General features: G+C 57.8%; 18 protein-coding genes. 17 read left to right on the top strand and 1 reads right to left on the bottom strand.

What is annotated here, in order from left to right:
- Positions 1 to 71: 71 nt before the first annotated feature.
- From AC2FJW_RS03100 to AC2FJW_RS03090, 3 genes are all read left to right on the top strand, one after another.
- Positions 72 to 1,304, top strand: a complete 1,233-nt coding sequence (locus AC2FJW_RS03100; RefSeq protein WP_271952281.1) for an MFS transporter — start codon at positions 72 to 74, stop codon at positions 1,302 to 1,304.
- 66 nt (positions 1,305 to 1,370) lie between these two features.
- Positions 1,371 to 2,243, top strand: coding sequence for a 50S ribosomal protein L11 methyltransferase (locus AC2FJW_RS03095; RefSeq protein ID WP_496692331.1), 873 nt, complete (start codon positions 1,371 to 1,373; stop codon positions 2,241 to 2,243).
- Between the two features lie 107 nt (positions 2,244 to 2,350).
- Complete coding sequence (locus AC2FJW_RS03090) at positions 2,351 to 2,695, top strand: hypothetical protein (RefSeq protein ID WP_496696928.1); 345 nt, start codon at positions 2,351 to 2,353, stop codon at positions 2,693 to 2,695.
- Between the two features lie 102 nt (positions 2,696 to 2,797).
- Here the strand turns inward: AC2FJW_RS03090 and AC2FJW_RS03085 are convergent, their stop codons facing one another.
- Entirely contained in the window at positions 2,798 to 3,010 is a 213-nt protein-coding gene (locus tag AC2FJW_RS03085) for a DUF1127 domain-containing protein (RefSeq protein ID WP_142640173.1), read from the bottom strand.
- 333 nt (positions 3,011 to 3,343) lie between these two features.
- Here AC2FJW_RS03085 and ruvC point away from each other — a divergent pair, with 333 nt between their 5' ends.
- The 14 genes from ruvC to AC2FJW_RS03015 all read left to right on the top strand — a co-directional run bounded on the left by ruvC (position 3,344) and on the right by AC2FJW_RS03015 (position 15,658).
- Positions 3,344 to 3,841: a crossover junction endodeoxyribonuclease RuvC gene (ruvC, locus tag AC2FJW_RS03080; protein ID WP_496749182.1), complete on the top strand. Its 498-nt coding sequence runs from the start codon at positions 3,344 to 3,346 to the stop codon at positions 3,839 to 3,841.
- Positions 3,838 to 4,515, top strand: coding sequence for a Holliday junction branch migration protein RuvA (ruvA, locus tag AC2FJW_RS03075; RefSeq protein ID WP_271952277.1), 678 nt, complete (start codon positions 3,838 to 3,840; stop codon positions 4,513 to 4,515). The genes ruvC and ruvA overlap by 4 nt, the downstream gene beginning before the upstream one ends.
- Before the next feature lie 4 nt (positions 4,516 to 4,519).
- The gene (gene ruvB / locus AC2FJW_RS03070; RefSeq protein WP_496749181.1) at positions 4,520 to 5,539 is read left to right on the top strand and encodes a Holliday junction branch migration DNA helicase RuvB; all 1,020 of its coding nucleotides are present in this window, start codon (positions 4,520 to 4,522) and stop codon (positions 5,537 to 5,539) included.
- A 61-nt stretch (positions 5,540 to 5,600) separates the two neighbouring features.
- Entirely contained in the window at positions 5,601 to 6,224 is a 624-nt protein-coding gene (locus AC2FJW_RS03065; RefSeq protein WP_496696932.1) for a hypothetical protein, read from the top strand.
- On the top strand, positions 6,221 to 6,604 hold the full coding sequence (gene ybgC / locus AC2FJW_RS03060; protein ID WP_142640183.1) for a tol-pal system-associated acyl-CoA thioesterase: 384 nt from the start codon (positions 6,221 to 6,223) through the stop codon (positions 6,602 to 6,604). The genes AC2FJW_RS03065 and ybgC overlap by 4 nt, the downstream gene beginning before the upstream one ends.
- A 105-nt stretch (positions 6,605 to 6,709) precedes the next feature.
- Positions 6,710 to 7,405, top strand: a complete 696-nt coding sequence (gene tolQ, locus AC2FJW_RS03055; protein ID WP_142640185.1) for a protein TolQ — start codon at positions 6,710 to 6,712, stop codon at positions 7,403 to 7,405.
- 1 nt (position 7,406) lies between these two features.
- Positions 7,407 to 7,883 (top strand): protein TolR, encoded by a 477-nt coding sequence (gene tolR / locus AC2FJW_RS03050; protein WP_142640204.1) that lies wholly within the window; start codon positions 7,407 to 7,409, stop codon positions 7,881 to 7,883.
- A gap of 9 nt (positions 7,884 to 7,892) precedes the next feature.
- Entirely contained in the window at positions 7,893 to 8,996 is a 1,104-nt protein-coding gene (gene tolA / locus AC2FJW_RS03045; protein ID WP_496696934.1) for a cell envelope integrity protein TolA, read from the top strand.
- On the top strand, positions 8,993 to 10,312 hold the full coding sequence (tolB, locus tag AC2FJW_RS03040) for a Tol-Pal system beta propeller repeat protein TolB (RefSeq protein WP_142640188.1): 1,320 nt from the start codon (positions 8,993 to 8,995) through the stop codon (positions 10,310 to 10,312). The genes tolA and tolB overlap by 4 nt, the downstream gene beginning before the upstream one ends.
- 88 nt (positions 10,313 to 10,400) lie before the next feature.
- Complete coding sequence (pal, locus tag AC2FJW_RS03035; protein ID WP_496749180.1) at positions 10,401 to 10,910, top strand: peptidoglycan-associated lipoprotein Pal; 510 nt, start codon at positions 10,401 to 10,403, stop codon at positions 10,908 to 10,910.
- 4 nt (positions 10,911 to 10,914) lie between these two features.
- Entirely contained in the window at positions 10,915 to 11,739 is an 825-nt protein-coding gene (gene ybgF / locus AC2FJW_RS03030; protein WP_496694665.1) for a tol-pal system protein YbgF, read from the top strand.
- Positions 11,736 to 12,989: a tRNA lysidine(34) synthetase TilS gene (tilS, locus tag AC2FJW_RS03025; RefSeq protein ID WP_496749179.1), complete on the top strand. Its 1,254-nt coding sequence runs from the start codon at positions 11,736 to 11,738 to the stop codon at positions 12,987 to 12,989. The genes ybgF and tilS overlap by 4 nt, the downstream gene beginning before the upstream one ends.
- 76 nt (positions 12,990 to 13,065) lie before the next feature.
- Positions 13,066 to 14,982 carry an ATP-dependent zinc metalloprotease FtsH gene (ftsH, locus tag AC2FJW_RS03020; protein ID WP_142640196.1) on the top strand — a complete coding sequence of 639 codons (1,917 nt, stop codon included), beginning with the start codon at positions 13,066 to 13,068 and terminating at the stop codon, positions 14,980 to 14,982.
- A 100-nt stretch (positions 14,983 to 15,082) separates the two neighbouring features.
- The gene (locus tag AC2FJW_RS03015) at positions 15,083 to 15,658 is read left to right on the top strand and encodes an MOSC domain-containing protein (RefSeq protein ID WP_496749178.1); all 576 of its coding nucleotides are present in this window, start codon (positions 15,083 to 15,085) and stop codon (positions 15,656 to 15,658) included.
- Positions 15,659 to 15,889: the final 231 nt, after the last annotated feature.

The raw sequence follows: 15,889 nt of genomic DNA, 5'->3' as shown, positions 1-15,889 counted from the left end.
TCATGCAGAGCCAATGTGCATGCCCTTCTTCCCACTCGCCAAAACCTGAAAATGGGCGTAGAGGGACTCTCATGCTGAAACCCATGCCACTTTCCGAGGCGCAAAGCCTTCCGTTCTGGCGCCGTCCCATCACGCTTTTATTCGTGATGGCACTGACCATGCCCATTGCTTTCAACGCATGGAGCGCGTTGTTGAACAATTTCGTTATTGAAGTGGCGAATTTCGACGGTGCCGACATCGGCCTGCTGCATACCGTGCGCGAGATCCCAGGCTTTCTGGCTGTAGGCGTAATTGCCGTGATCTTGTTTGTTCGGGAGCAGGTGCTGGCGATGATCTCGCTGATCATGCTGGGTGTTGCGACTGCGGTGACAGCGTGGTTCCCAAGCCTTGGCGGCTTGTTGTTCGTCACACTGCTGAGCTCGATCGGGTTCCACTATTATGAAACCGTGAACCAATCCCTTCAGCTGCAGTGGTTGCCCAAGGACCGAGCGCCGCAATTTCTGGGCTGGATGGTCGCCATGGGATCAGCTTCGACATTGGTTATCTATGGGCTGATTGTCCTGACGTGGGATCGGTTCGATCTGTCCTATAACACTGTATTCATGGCTGCGGGCGGGCTGACGGCTTTGCTGGCGTTGTTCTGTCTGGTCGCCTATCCGCAGTTCGACGCGCCGACTCCGCAAACCAAAAAAATAGTGCTGCGCCGCCGATACTGGCTGTACTATGCGCTTCAGTTCATGGCGGGCGCGCGTCGTCAGATCTTTGTCGTTTTCGCCGGTTTCATGATGGTCGAGAAATTCGGGTTTGAGGTCCACGAACTCACCGGTCTTTTCTTGATCAACCTGGTTATCAACATTTCGGTTGCGCCGATGCTGGGCAAAGCTGTGTCCGTATTCGGTGAACGTCGCACTTTGATTTTCGAATATGCAGGCCTGGCCGTTGTATTTGCAGCCTATGGCGGCATTTATTGGTTCGGTTGGGGCGTTGTTCTGGCGGCTACTCTCTATGTGATTGACCATGTGCTTTTCGCTCTGGCTCTGGCGCTTAAAACCTATTTCCAGAAAATCGCCGATCCGGCAGATATTGCGCCAACCGCAGCGGTTGCCTTTACGATCAACCATATCGCCGCGGTATTCCTACCAGCGCTTCTGGGCCTGCTCTGGGTGTACTCGCCCGGAGCGGTCTTTGCGGTGGCTGCGGCGATGGCGTTGATTTCGTTATCGCTGTCGCTGCTGATCCCGCGCCACCCAGAGCTTGGGAATGAGACGATACTGTCGAAATACGCGCCCGCTCCGGCGGAATAGCTGCCAATGCTTGACCTTCGCGGGCCCGCACCCTAGGCGCTGTGTCAGCTGACACAGGAGGCTCCCATGCCCACATTCACCGCGCTTACCACCCTGACCGGCAAAAAATCAGCCGATGGTCTGGGCGAAGCCATGGAGCGTCTTGATCCCGAACCCACGGGCGTGGGCGTATTCGAAGTCGAAGATGGCTCGGGCCTGTGGGAGATTGGCGGTTACTTCACCGAAGCGCCGGATGAAACGGCACTGGCGGTTCTGGCGGCTGCGTTCGGATCCAAACCCTTTGTAATCTCGGAACTGCCCGAAACCGACTGGGTCGCCCATGTCCGCCGTGAATTGGCGCCTGTCGAGGCTGGCCGCTTTTTCGTCTATGGCTGTCACGATGCCGACAAGCTGCCCGAAGGCCGTATCCCTTTGTTGATTGAGGCTGCAATGGCTTTCGGTACCGGGCATCACGGCACCACCCTTGGGTGTCTCAAGGCTCTGGATTTTCTGCTCGATCAGGGTTTTACCGCGACAAAAGTTGCAGATATCGGTTGCGGCACCGCCGTTCTTGCGATGGCCGCCGCTCGTGTTTGGGAGGGGGACATCATCGCCAGCGATATTGATCAGGTTGCTGTCGAAGTTGCTGAAGCCAACCTGAAGGCAAACGGCATGTCAGGGAAGGTTCAATGTGTCGAGGCTGCGGGGTTCGATCATCCGGAGCTGAAATCTCTTGCGCCCTATGACCTGATATTCGCCAACATCCTCAAAGGCCCATTGGTGGCCCTGGCGCCCGAAATTTCAGCGAATCTGCGGGTTGGGGGTAAGGCGATTCTATCGGGAATCCTTAACGAGCAAGCCGAGGACGTTGTTTCCGTTTATCTCCAAAATGGTTTCAATGCCTCTAGAAATGACCAAATTGGTGAATGGACGTCGCTAGTCTTAACCAAACAGGGCTAAAATCGGGCCATTTGCAGGAGTTTTGTGGAGTTTCGCCTCTTTTTTGTCGCAATCTGTTTTTACCGTCAATGACGTGGAATTGGGGGGCGGTTGATTTGGAGGCTGCCATGACTGGAAAACAAATTGAATTTGATCAGCGCGTTCATCGGCTGAACAAGAAACATTCGAAGATGACCCGTGGTTATCGTGCGACTATGCGCAAAGATGGCCTGGTTGTTATGAAGCCACAGCGGGTTCAGTCCGCGGTGCCTGCAAAGGCTCTGCTGATCTGCTTCGCTGGGCTGTTCGCCTTCAAAACGCTTTTGCTGACCAGCTTGGGGTCGTCGGCCTACCAGTATCGTGTCGATAGCCTTGCGCAAGGGACCGAAGTGGAGAAGGCGGGGGCATGGATCATGCAGATCGACCCGGTATCACAGGCCCTCTCGTCTCAACTCAGCAAAGTTCTCCGCTAAGTTTCTTCCGTTTTGAATAGAAACGCCGCGTATCTGGGGATACGCGGCGTTCTTCTTTGCCCCGAGGGAGAAGGGGAAAATCAACGGTAAGTTTGCTTTGCCTTAGCGGCGGCCTTCCACGACGATTTCAATGTCGCCACGGCACAGGCCGATATCTTCCAGCTCGCGGTCCGACAGACCGCTCAGCGCGTTGCGTGTAACGCGGGCATCATTCCATTCGACAACGGCGTTTACGACCATTGCGAAAGTCGCGCCGATACGGCCGACGAGGCCAAATGAGCCAGTGGTGGTGCGGGTTGTGTCCAGTGCAGCCATATCCTGTTTCCTTCCGGTTTGTGTTAAACTCTGATCTTGCGATCTGACGGGCATTTAGGGATGGTTTTCTGACTGCACAAGCATAGAAATTGCATGTGTCCTATGCGTTTTTTGCAATGCTCGAAAAACATGAAAACGCCTTAATTTATTGGCAATTTTGCCTTCATCAAACTGGTCGAAACCCGACATTTTCCGGTCGTAATCAGCTCATTCTGTCGGAGACAGGACGACCGTGTCGCAATCTGACCATTGGTCAATTCGCTTGGAAAATGTTCTTGTTTCGTGCTAGTCGGTAAAAAAGAACACACAAACCCGAGCAGGCCGAGGCTATATATGCGAATTCTGGGCATTGATCCGGGGCTACGGACCCTGGGATGGGGCGTCATCGAATCACATGGCAGCCGTCTCAGTCATGTTGCCAATGGGTTATGTAAATCGGACGGGGATGATCTGGGAGAGCGGTTGCTATCGCTCCACAATCAGATCGTCGAAGTGATTGCTGAACATCAGCCCGATCAGGCCGCCATCGAACAGACCTTTGTGAACAAGGACGGGGCCGGTACGCTTAAGCTGGGTCAGGCACGAGGTGTGGCACTGTTGACGCTGGCGCAGGCCGGGTTGCCGGTGGGGGAATATGCGCCCAATCGAGTCAAGAAAACGGTTGTGGGCGTGGGCCATGCCGAAAAGGAACAGGTTCTTCATATGGTCAAGTTGCAACTGCCGGGCTGTCAGCCCAAGGGCGCGGATGCCGCGGATGCGCTGGCGATAGCGATCTGTCATTCCTTTTATGGGGCAACGCCACAGTCGCGGATGAAACAGGTGTGGGCATGATTGGCAAGCTGACAGGCCGGTTGGATTACCGCGCGGCGGATCACGTGCTGATCGACGTGCGTGGGGTCGGCTATCTGGTCTATTGCTCGGACCGTACGATGGCTGCGCTGCCGGGCGTGGGTGAGGCGATCTCGATCTACACCGACATGGTGGTGCGCGAGGATTTGATGCAGCTTTACGGGTTCCTTTCGCTGGTCGAGAAGGAGTGGCATCGCCTGCTGTGCTCGGTGCAAGGGGTCGGGGCCAAGGTTTCGCTAGCAATCCTCAGCGCCTTGGGCCCCGATGGTGTTAGCCGGGCGATTGCTCTGGGCGATTGGGGGGCGGTCAAGGCAGCCAAGGGCGTGGGCCCAAAAACCGCGCAGCGGATCGTGCTGGACCTCAAAGACAAGGCGCCCGGCGTTATGGCCATGGGCGGCACGGTGACCGAGGCAATGGATGGCCCCGCGCTGGATGTGGTGGAACTGACTGAACCGACACCTGTGCCAAAGCGGCCCACCATAAGCGCATCAGGTAATGCAGCAGCATCTGCCGGGGCATTGTCGGCACTCTCCAATCTGGGCTACGGCCCGTCCGAGGCCGCGTCAGCCGTGGCCGAAGCCGCGGCAAGCTTGCCCGAAGCGGGTGAGGCGGACCTGATCCGCGCTGCGTTGAAACTATTGGCTCCGAAAGGGTGATTGAATGGTAGATGCCGATCCCACCCTGCGCCCCGAGCCGTTGCCGGAAGACAATGACCGCGCCTTGCGCCCGCAGGGACTGGACGAATTCATCGGTCAAGCCGAGGCGCGCGCCAATCTGCGTATCTTTATCCAATCCGCTCGCCAAAGGGGTGAGGCAATGGATCATACGCTGTTCCATGGCCCTCCCGGTCTGGGCAAGACCACGCTGGCGCAGATCATCGCGCGTGAGTTGGGCGTGAATTTTCGGATGACATCTGGCCCGGTTCTGGCAAAGGCGGGCGATCTGGCGGCGATCCTGACCAATCTGGAAGCGCGCGATGTGCTGTTCATTGACGAAATCCATCGATTGAATCCAGCGGTCGAAGAGGTCCTGTACCCGGCGATGGAGGATTTCGAGCTGGATCTGGTGATTGGTGAAGGCCCGGCCGCGCGCACGGTGAGGATCGAGTTGCAGCCGTTTACTCTGGTCGGGGCCACAACCCGGATGGGGCTGCTGACCACGCCGCTGCGCGACCGCTTTGGCATCCCGACACGCCTGCAGTTCTATACCGTTGATGAATTGCACGAGATTGTCACCCGCAACGCGCGCAAGCTTGGAGCACCGGCTGATGACAGTGGTGCCCGAGAGATCGCGCGCCGGTCACGCGGAACACCTCGGATCGCCGGGCGCCTGCTGCGGCGGGTGGTGGATTTCGCAATCGTCGAAGGCGATGGACGGATCACCCGCGATTTGGCTGATGGGGCGTTGACGCGGCTGGGGGTCGATCATCTGGGGCTGGACGGCGCGGACCGCCGGTATCTGAAGCTGATCGCCGAGAATTACGCGGGCGGGCCGGTAGGTATCGAAACCTTGTCGGCAGCTCTGTCGGAAAGCCGGGACTCGCTGGAGGAGGTGATCGAACCCTTCCTCTTGCAGCAAGGCCTGATCCAACGCACACCGCGTGGCCGGATGCTGGCGCAGAAGGCGTGGACGCATCTGAGCATGGCCGCACCCAAGGGGCAAAATGATCTGTTTGGTTGAAGCCGCGCGTGCGAGCTTTTAAGGATTTCGCCAAACATTGTCCGATTGCCGAGGATTGCGCGTGACACCCGACGACATTCAAGCCCTGTTCACCCGCGAAAGCGGAGAGTTCCTGTTTGCGCGGTGGGGCCGCCCCATCGTGCCGATCGTCTTTGGGGTCGAAGATGAAAGTTTGGCCACGGTCAAAGGCGCGTTCGAGGCAGTGGTAACACTGGCAGGGCATCAGATGGCAGAAACCGACTCCGAGCTTGGCGCCAACTGCATGGTTTTTTTCTTCCGCGACTGGAAAGAACTGACAGAAGTGCCCGATCTGGACCGTTTGGTCCCTGATCTGGGGCCGTTGGTTGATCGGTTGATCGCGGCCGATGCCAACCAGTACCGGATATTCCGTTTTGAAGAAGACGGCGCCATTCGTGCGGCCTTTGTGTTTTTGCGGATGGACAATGAATTGTCGCAAGTCCCCGCTGAAACGCTTGCGCTCAGCCAGGTGGTGCAAACGGTGCTGCTCTGGTCCGATACCGCTTTTCGCAACCAGTCGCCCTTGGCAGTGGCGGGTGACGCGACGATATTGCGACCAGACATTGCCGGGTTGATCCGGGCGGCATACGATCCTGTCCTGCCGGGCGCGGCGCAAGATGCCTCTCATGCGCTGAGATTGTTTGCCAGATTGGATCAACCGCAATGAAGCACGTCTATTCCGTTAAAGTATATTACGAAGACACCGATATGGGCGGCGTGGTCTATCACGCTAACTATTTGAAATACATCGAACGCGCCCGGTCGGACTATGTGCGGCGCCTGGGCAATGACCAGAATGCCATGCGTGACGCAGGTATCGTTTGGGTCGTGCGCCGGATCGAGGCGGAATACCTGGCCCCGGCCAAATTTGACGACGATCTGGAGATCGAGACCGAAATCAAGTCTCTGTCCGGTGTCCGTCTGATCATGGCGCAAGTGGTCAAACGGGGCGAAGAGGAGATTTTTCGCGCCATCGTTACCGCCGTCTGTATGAATGCGCAGGGCAAGCCCGTACGCCTTCCGGCAGAGATTCGCGCATTGTTGTAACAATTTGCAGGGCCCGGGTGGTTCTGTTGGCAATTCGCCCCCATCTGCGTTAGCGTTTGACAAAACAAGGCCGTAAGGCTGTCAGGCAAAACAAAGAGCAGGTTCATGGAAGCTGAAACGCTGGCGCTGGCGCAGGAGATCGATTTCTCCATGTGGGGGCTTTTTGCCCGCGCGACTTTTATCGTTAAACTGGTAATGCTGATGCTGATTGGCGCATCAGTCTGGTCCTGGGGGATCATCATCCAGAAACTGATCAATTACCGTGCTGCAAGGCGTGAAGCTCAGGTTTTTGATGAGGCTTTCTGGTCCGGGAACCCCCTGGATGAACTGTTCGAGCAGATCGGTACCCAACCCGATGGCAGTTCGGAGAAGATATTTGCCTCGGGCATGATCGAATGGCGCCGCTCGCACCGCACTGATGGCGGGCTGATAGCTGGTGCCACCGCACGCATTGATCGGTCGATGGATGTGGCCATCGCGAAAGAGGCCGAGGCGCTGCAAAAGGGCCTGCCCATTCTGGCCACTGTCGGCTCAACTGCACCCTTCATTGGTCTGTTCGGAACGGTTTGGGGTATCATGAATGCGTTCATCGAGATTGCCGAGCAGCAGAACACCAACCTGGCTGTTGTCGCGCCCGGTATTGCCGAGGCGTTGCTGGCCACCGGCCTGGGCCTGTTGGCCGCGATTCCGGCGGTGATTTTCTATAACAAACTCAGCGCAGATAGTGATCGGATCGTTGGAGGCTATGAAGCCTTTGCCGATGAGTTCGCCACCATTCTGTCGCGCCAGCTGGACAGCTGAGATGGGGGCTGCGGTTCAGCAATCCTCGGGCGGGAATGGACGCCGGCGGGGTCGGCGTCGCGGTCGCGCGCAGCCGATGGCTGAGATCAACGTCACACCCTTTGTGGACGTTATGCTGGTGCTGCTGATCATCTTCATGGTGGCCGCGCCCTTGCTGACTGTTGGTGTGCCTGTTGATCTGCCCAAAACAGCGGCCAGTGCGCTGCCCGGCGATAACGAGGAACCTTTGACCGTCACGCTGACCGCGGATGGCAGGGTGCAAATCCAAACCACGGATATTCTGCGCGAAGAGTTGATTGGAAAACTGCGTGCCATCGCAGCAGAACGCAGTAGCGACCGAGTGTTTTTGCGCGCGGATGGTGCGATCCCTTATGCGCAGGTGATGCAGGTAATGGGCGCGCTTAATGCGGGTGGGTTCTCCAATGTGGGGCTGGTGACCGATACGGGCGGCCCGACACTGGACGACGGTGGAGAGTGAGGCCGCACGGTGGATACCGGCACCAAGATCTCGGCGATTGCCCATGTCAGTCTGATTGGTTGGGCATTTTTCGGCGGCACCTTCCGGTCCGAACCATTACCTATGGCCGTGCAGGATGTCTCGGTCATTTCGGCTGAGCAATTTGCGGCAATGACCGCTCAGCGGGATGCGCCCGAAGTGCCGACGCCAACAGCGCTGCAGCCGCCTGAGGCCCCAACAGAAGAGGATCCAGCGTCGGAACCGGTAGTGGAAGAGCAGCCTTCGTTGCAAGAGGCGGAACCTGCTGAATCCGACCCGGACCCGGATCCTGAGCCTGAACCGGTTGAGCCGCCGCCAGAGCCGGTGGTGATTGAACAGCCACCGGTGTTGGACACTCCCGCCCCCGAGATTGTCGACGTTACGGTGCCTTCTGGGCCAGAAGCACAGCCCAGCCCGGCCGAGAATGTTGCGCCGGTGCCGGTTGCGCCGCCTCCGCCCGAGGCCGCGCCTGATGAAATCGAAACCCCGGCCGTATCTTTGGACGAGGGAGCCGAGACCCAGCAGGAACAGCAGGATCAGACCGCCCCCGAGGAAAAGGCTGACGAGATTGTGACCGAAGCGGAAGAGCCCAAAGAAAACGCTCCCCGAACATCGCCGCGCCCGCGGATCCGTCCCAACCGCCCGACGCCACCGGTCGAGCCCGAAGTGGCGGAGACGCCCGAGCCCGAACCCACAGAGCCCGCGCAGACGGAAACAGCCATCAACGATGCGCTGGCCGAGGCGTTGGGACAAGGGAGTGAACCCTCTGGTCCGCCCTTGACCAGCGGCGAAAAGGACGCGATGCGATTGGCCGTTTCCCAATGCTGGAACGTCGGGTCCTTGTCCACGGATGCTCTGCAGACAGTTGTTGTTGTCGGATTTTCGTTGACCCCTGATGGCAAGGTGGTTGGCGGCAGCTTGCGCATGATCGACAGCTCAGGCGGTTCTGACGGCGCAGCCAGACAAGCCTATGAGGCCGCTCGACGTGCCATTTTGCGCTGTGGAGCCAAAGGATATGACCTGCCAACCGATAAATACGAGCATTGGCAGGATATTGAGATTACATTCAATCCCGAGAGGATGCGGATCAAATGATGAGACTTCTGACCAGCCTGTTGCTTGGCCTGACACTTGTGTCGGCACCTGTTCACGCCCAAAGTGGACCGCTTCGCTTGGAATTGGATCAGGGGATTATCGAACCCTTACCCTTTTCGGTTCCGAATTTTGTGCCGGACAGCACAGCAGCTGCGCAATATGCCCAGGATATCTCGCGGGTTGTGGCCGCCGATCTAACCGGAACAGGGCTGTTCCGCGAAATTCTGTCTGATGCTTTCATCAGCCAAGTGGCCAGCTTTGAAGATCCCGTTCGGTTCGCGGATTGGAAAGCCATTAATGCCGAGGCTTTGGTGACAGGTGCTGTGAATGTGTCGGGCAATCGCCTGACGGTGCGGTTCAGGGTCTGGGATGTGTTTTCGGGGCAGGAACTGGGCAACGGTCTCCAGTTTGCCGGGACGACTGAAGGGTGGCGGCGCATGGCCCATAAAGTGGCGGATCAAGTCTATAGCCGTGTAACGGGCGAGGGCGCCTATTTCGACAGTCGCGTTGCCTTTGTCTCGGAAAGCGGCCCCAAAAACCAGCGCCTGAAACGGCTGGCGATTATGGATTATGACGGCGCGAATGTGCAGTACCTGACCGACAGCGCCGCCATTGTTCTGGCACCACGCTTTTCACCTGCCGGTGATCAATTGCTCTATACCAGCTACGAATCCGGTCAGCCGCGCATCTATGTTCTGGATATTGAACGGGTCAGGCGGACCGAGTTGAACACTCAGGGCGGCACGATGAGCTTTTCGCCCCGGTTTTCGCCGGATGGACGGTCGATCGTCTATTCGCTTATTCAGGGCGGCAATACGGACCTGTGGAAAATGGATCTGGCTTCCGGGCAAAGCGTGCGGCTGACCAATACGCCCGCGATTGAAACCGCCCCCAGCTATTCGCCGGACGGTTCCCAGATCGTGTTTGAAAGCGACCGTTCGGGCACACCACAGCTTTACATCATGCCCGCAAACGGGGGCGAGGCGACGCGGATCAGCTTTGGTCAGGGCCGTTATGGAACGCCGGTCTGGTCCCCCCGTGGCGATCTGGTTGCGTTTACCAAGCAGAACAAAGGCCGATTTCATATCGGTGTCATGCGAACAGATGGCAGCGAAGAGCGTTTGCTGACCTCGTCGTTTCTGGACGAAGGACCGACATGGTCCCCTAATGGTCGCGTGATCATGTTCACCCGAGAAACCCAGGGCGCAAGTGGCCGGGCGACGCTGTATTCGGTGGACATCTCGGGACGTAACCTGCGCCCGATCCGCACCCCGGACGGGGGCAGCGATCCGTCATGGGGCCCACTGCAGAATTGATCACGGCTGCTGGCAGGAAAAGTTCACAAGGAACCTGCACTATGCTACAGAGACGGCAATAAAGAGAAAAAACAACGAGGCACCTGAGATGAACGTATTGGGCAAAATCCTTGCAATAGGTGTGTTTGGCGCGTTGGCGGCCTGCACCAATAACGACCCCTCCGCGCTGGGCGGCGGCTTTGGCAATGGCGCAAATGGCGGGCTTGCCGCTGGCTCTCCAAGTGATCCGCGCTCGCCTGCATATTTCCAGCAAACTGTTGGTGACCGGGTTCTGTTTTCGGTCGATCAGTCGACGCTTACTCCGCAGGCGCAGTCAGTGCTGCAGGGGCAGGCCGACTGGCTGATGGCCAACCCCGACTTTGTGGCAACGATCGAAGGCCATGCGGATGAGCAGGGCACGCGTGAGTATAACCTCGCACTGGGTGCGCGTCGGGCAAATGCCGCCCGCGAGTTCCTGATTTCCCGCGGAGTAGCGGGCAACCGGCTGACAACTGTCAGCTTTGGCAAAGAGCGTCCGATCGAGATTTGCAGCACCGAGGACTGCTATTCGAAAAACCGTCGCGCGGTGACGGTGCTGACCGGATCAACTTTGGGATAAGACGATGAAACTAGCAGGATGGGTTCTGGCCGCAGTTTTGGCGACCGCCGGTTTGGCACAAGCACAGGATCAGCAAACCTTGGCGGATATCCGGCAGGAACTGACGGTGCTCCATGTGGAAATTCAGCGGCTCAAGCGCGAGTTTTCAACAACCGGCTCTCCGGCCCCGAACCTGTCCGGCAGTTCGATACTTGAACGCGTTGATGCCATAGAGGCCGAGTTGCAGCGCCTGACGCGCCAGACCGAGCAGTTGAACCAGCGTGTACAGAATATTGTAACCGACGGCACCAACCGCATCGGTGATCTTGAGTTTCGCTTGGTCGAACTGGAAGGCGGCGACCTGAGTACGCTCGGTGATACAACAACCCTGGGCGGAGAAACGGACATCACATCCGCAGCCCCTGCTGCTCCGACAGCGCCAACCGATTCCGACCTGGGTGAGTTGGCAGTAGGCGAGCAAGCGGATTTCAATGCTGCTGCTCAGGCGCTGGCCGATGGAAACTTCCAGGCCGCCGCGGATCAGTTCGCAGTATTCGATACATCATATCCCGGAAGCCCGCTTGCGCCCGAAGCACACCTAAAGCGCGGGCAGGCGTTGGAAGGCATTGGCGACACCCGCGAAGCTGCAAGGGCTTTTCTGGCCAGCTTCACGGGTGATTCCGAAGGCGCCTATGCGCCTGAGGCTTTGTTCGAACTGGGTGCTGCGCTGGGTCGTCTGGGACAGACCGAACAGGCGTGTATAACACTGAGCGAGGTCAGCGTCCGGTTCCCGGCCTCGGCATTGGTCTCCAGCGCTACGCAGGAAATGACGTCACTGGGTTGTACTTGACCACACAAGGCACACTCCTGAAATCCGAACTCCGCGCGCGATTGCCGGAAAACCTTCCGCGCCGTCTAGGCGTTGCGGTATCCGGTGGCGGTGACTCGGTTGCTTTGCTGAGTTTGTTGAAGCACATCGCCCAAGAGGAACAGGTTGAGCTGTTTGTCGCCACGGTGAACCACAATCTGCGCCCCGAAGCGGTGGCGGAGGCAGATTGGGTGGCGCAGCTTGCCCAGGGTCTGGGCCTTCCACATGAGACGTTGCACTGGCAGGGGTGGGACCAGACAGGTAACCTGCAGGATAGGGCGCGGCAGGCCCGGTACCAGTTGCTGTCAGACTGGGCGCGTGACAAGCAGATCGGCGCGATTGCCCTAGGACACACCGCCGATGATCAAGCCGAAACCATGCTGATGCGATTGGCGCGCGCTGCTGGTGTGACGGGATTGTCCGGCATGCCTGCAATGCGGAACTATCAAGGGATCATGCTGCTGCGACCGATGTTGGGGATTACCCGGCAACAACTGCGCGATTATCTTACCGAGATTGGGGCAGATTGGATCGAGGATCCATCGAATCACGACCGGCGGTTTGATCGTATCAAGGCGCGCGACGCGTTGACCGGCTTATCCGAAATTGGGATTTCGGTGCATTCTCTGTCCCGCGTTGCTGAAAATCTTACTCAAGCCCGTGAAGCATTAGAGCAGATTACGCAGGAATCCGCCCGTCAGGTCCTGAGTGTCGATGGCGGCGATATCTGTGTCGATCGCGCGCAATTTTCCACTCTGCCTGCGGAAATTCGACGTCGTCTTCTTACAGGTTGTGTCCGCTGGATTGCGGGCCGCGGATATCCACCGCGTCAGGCTGCAACAGACCGGGCGCTGCTCGCGATTGATCAGGGTGAGGCGGCAACGATTGGTGGATGCCTCTTGATCCCAAAAGCCGATAAAATGTGGGTTTGCAGAGAGCTAAATGCCGTTGAGAGCGAACCCGGCGCACCCGGTCAGATTTGGGATGAACGGTGGATTCTGTCTGGTCCGGCGATTCCCGACGCACAGGTTCACCCGTTAGGTGCGGCTGGTTTGCAGGCCGTGCCAGATTGGCGTGCACTTGGAAAACCGCGCGCCGCGCTTCTGGCGTCTCCGTCCGTCTGGAGTGGAGAGGTCTTGGTATCTGCACCTATGGTGGGTTTCTCAAATGGTTGGCTTGCAGAACTGACGCCAGAAGAGCCCGAGTTTCACTCTTCGGTTTTATCGCATTGAACCTGCTTGAATCATCTCTATTTTAAAGAGCAACCCGGCAGATCCCCATCTGCCGAAATCTTTTGGGAGATTTTTCTTGGGCAACGCTCGTAACATCGCCTTTTGGGTCGTTCTGTTTTTGCTGATCCTTGCACTGTTCAATCTGTTCAGCGGACCAGGTGGAACGCTTCAGAGCAATGAAAGAACCTATTCTGATTTCGTGACCGCTGTTGAAGGCGGCGAAGTCAAAAACGTGACATTGGATGGCGAGCAAATTCGCTATACCACTCAAAGCGGCGCAAGCTATGTCACGATCAAGCCCGGCGATGCCGAGGTGACCAAACTGCTGATCGATGAAAGCATCCCGGTTCAGGCTGTGAAACAACAGCAATCGGGCATTCAGTCTTTCCTGGTCACTCTTCTTCCTTTCCTGCTGCTGATCGGTGTCTGGGTCTACTTCATGAACCGGATGCAGGGTGGCGGCAAAGGTGGCGCGATGGGCTTTGGCAAGTCCAAGGCCAAGATGCTGACCGAAAAGCATGGCCGTGTAACCTTTGATGATGTCGCTGGCATCGACGAGGCCAAGGAAGAACTGGAAGAGATCGTAGAATTCTTGCGCAATCCGCAGAAATTCAGTCGTCTGGGTGGCAAGATTCCAAAAGGCGCTTTGTTGGTGGGCCCTCCGGGGACCGGTAAAACGCTGCTGGCCCGCGCCATTGCGGGTGAGGCGGGTGTGCCCTTCTTCACCATTTCGGGTTCGGACTTTGTTGAGATGTTCGTCGGTGTCGGTGCATCCCGTGTCCGCGACATGTTCGAACAGGCCAAGAAAAACGCTCCCTGTATCGTCTTTATTGACGAGATTGACGCCGTTGGCCGCCATCGTGGTGCCGGTTATGGCGGGGGTAATGACGAACGTGAACAAACGCTCAACCAGTTGCTCGTCGAGATGGACGGGTTCGAGGCCAATGAGGGCGTGATTATTCTGGCGGCCACCAACCGTAAGGACGTTTTGGACCCTGCGCTGCTGCGTCCGGGCCGTTTCGACCGCAACGTGACTGTCGGCAACCCCGACATCAAAGGCCGCGAGAAGATCTTGGGCGTTCACGCACGCAAGACGCCCCTCGGACCTGATGTCGATCTACGCATCATCGCGCGCGGGACTCCGGGCTTCTCGGGTGCTGATCTGGCCAACCTCGTGAATGAGGCCGCGCTGATGGCCGCCCGCGTCGGTCGCCGCTTTGTTACCATGGAAGATTTCGAGAATGCCAAGGACAAGGTGATGATGGGTGCCGAGCGCCGCTCGATGGTGCTGACCCAGGACCAGAAGGAAAAGACTGCCTATCACGAATCAGGGCATGCCGTTGTTGGTATGACGCTGCCGTTGTGTGATCCGGTCTATAAGGCAACGATCATTCCGCGTGGTGGTGCGCTGGGCATGGTGGTGTCACTGCCAGAAATGGACCGCCTGAACTATCACCGCGATGAGTGTGAGCAAAAGCTGGCCATGACCATGGCCGGTAAGGCGGCTGAGGTGATCAAATATGGCGAGGACCATGTCTCGAACGGTCCGGCGGGCGATATCATGCAGGCCAGCCAACTGTCGCGGGCGATGGTGATGCGCTGGGGCATGTCGGACAAGGTCGGCAATATCGACTATGCCGAAGCGCATGATGGCTATTCTGGCAACACTGCCGGGTTCTCGGTCTCGGCCCATACCAAGGAACTGATCGAGGAAGAGGTCAAGCGCCTGATCCAGCAAGGATATGAGCGTGCGCATCAGATCCTGTCAGAACAGAACGAGCAATGGGAACGTCTGGCCCAGGGGCTGCTGGAATATGAAACCCTGACCGGTGACGAGATCAAACGCGTCATGAATGGCGAGCCGCCCAGCGAAAGCGATGACGAGGGCGACAAACCTGATGAGGGCAGCGCCCCCAGCGTGACAGCCATTCCGAAAACCAAGGTTAAGAAAACTCCGCCCGATGGCGGGATGGAGCCAGAACCAACGGCTTAGACTTTCAAAGACCCGGGCCTGTCCCGGGTTTTTTTCTTTTCAATCGCGAAGGTTTGCCCTTTATTCCGCATCAGATGTCAGTTCTGAAATAGGGATAAATATGCCGGTATTGCGCGAAACCGAATTCACGGGCGAAGTTGTTTGGTTGGGCCACGTACCAGCAGGTAAAACTCTCCGGGCCAATGCCGTGGACAGTCTGGATTTGGGTTTCTCGGGTGATCAAGGCGCGCGTCACGAAGGGGTGAATCGTACTTCTTGCGTGCGGGTCAAAAACCTGTACCCGGTAGGCACCGAAATTCGCAATGTGCGGCAGTTATCGATCCTGTCCGCAGAAGAACTTGATGCCATCGCGCAGGAAATGGGCTTGGGTAAGCTGGACCCGTCCCATCTGGGGGTCAGCATTGTCTTGCGCGGCATTCCGGATTTCACCCATGTTCCGCCCTCGTCTCGTTTGCAGGTGGAAAATGGCGTGACGCTGACGATCGACATGGAAAACCGGCCCTGTATCCTGCCGGGGCGCGAGATCGAGACTGACTTGCCCGGATATGGTGCGGCCTTCAAGCCCGCAGCGCAGGGACGGCGTGGGGTCACGGCTTGGGTCGAAAGACCCGGAGAGCTGAATCTGGGCGATGAGCTTACACTGTTTGTCCCCGATCAGAGAGCCTGGACACCATAAGGGACCGCAATTTCCGATCGGAAGGTGCCGATGTGACGCTACGACGTTTCAAGGCGCAATTATGTCGGAATCCATAGCCACCAATTTGGTACACAACGGTATGGAGTGAGCAGCGCCGGCGTTCTGCGTCGGGTTTGCACGGAATTCAATCAGGGACCGAAACCCAATGAGCTATAAATCTGACATCGAAATTGCGCGTGAGGCGAAGAAGAAGCCGATTCAGGAGATTGG

The sequence above is a fragment of the Ruegeria sp. CDSA020 genome (assembly GCF_059612345.1).
Note: the sequence above shows the minus strand (reverse complement) of the source record. Positions and strands in the feature narration are given on the sequence as shown.

What these genes read in the sequence shown, in the direction of transcription:
- tolB (WP_142640188.1), top strand. Translation starts at nt 8,993, where the DNA reads ATGATGAGACTTCTGACCAGCCTGTTGCTTGGCCTGACACTTGTGTCG.
- AC2FJW_RS03085 (WP_142640173.1), bottom strand. Translation starts at nt 3,010, where the DNA reads ATGGCTGCACTGGACACAACCCGCACCACCACTGGCTCATTTGGCCTC.
- AC2FJW_RS03090 (WP_496696928.1), top strand. Translation starts at nt 2,351, where the DNA reads ATGACTGGAAAACAAATTGAATTTGATCAGCGCGTTCATCGGCTGAAC.
- pal (WP_496749180.1), top strand. Translation starts at nt 10,401, where the DNA reads ATGAACGTATTGGGCAAAATCCTTGCAATAGGTGTGTTTGGCGCGTTG.
- AC2FJW_RS03100 (WP_271952281.1), top strand. Translation starts at nt 72, where the DNA reads ATGCTGAAACCCATGCCACTTTCCGAGGCGCAAAGCCTTCCGTTCTGG.
- tolR (WP_142640204.1), top strand. Translation starts at nt 7,407, where the DNA reads ATGGGGGCTGCGGTTCAGCAATCCTCGGGCGGGAATGGACGCCGGCGG.
- ybgC (WP_142640183.1), top strand. Translation starts at nt 6,221, where the DNA reads ATGAAGCACGTCTATTCCGTTAAAGTATATTACGAAGACACCGATATG.
- ybgF (WP_496694665.1), top strand. Translation starts at nt 10,915, where the DNA reads ATGAAACTAGCAGGATGGGTTCTGGCCGCAGTTTTGGCGACCGCCGGT.
- ruvA (WP_271952277.1), top strand. Translation starts at nt 3,838, where the DNA reads ATGATTGGCAAGCTGACAGGCCGGTTGGATTACCGCGCGGCGGATCAC.
- AC2FJW_RS03095 (WP_496692331.1), top strand. Translation starts at nt 1,371, where the DNA reads ATGCCCACATTCACCGCGCTTACCACCCTGACCGGCAAAAAATCAGCC.
- ruvC (WP_496749182.1), top strand. Translation starts at nt 3,344, where the DNA reads ATGCGAATTCTGGGCATTGATCCGGGGCTACGGACCCTGGGATGGGGC.
- tolQ (WP_142640185.1), top strand. Translation starts at nt 6,710, where the DNA reads ATGGAAGCTGAAACGCTGGCGCTGGCGCAGGAGATCGATTTCTCCATG.
- AC2FJW_RS03015 (WP_496749178.1), top strand. Translation starts at nt 15,083, where the DNA reads ATGCCGGTATTGCGCGAAACCGAATTCACGGGCGAAGTTGTTTGGTTG.
- ruvB (WP_496749181.1), top strand. Translation starts at nt 4,520, where the DNA reads ATGGTAGATGCCGATCCCACCCTGCGCCCCGAGCCGTTGCCGGAAGAC.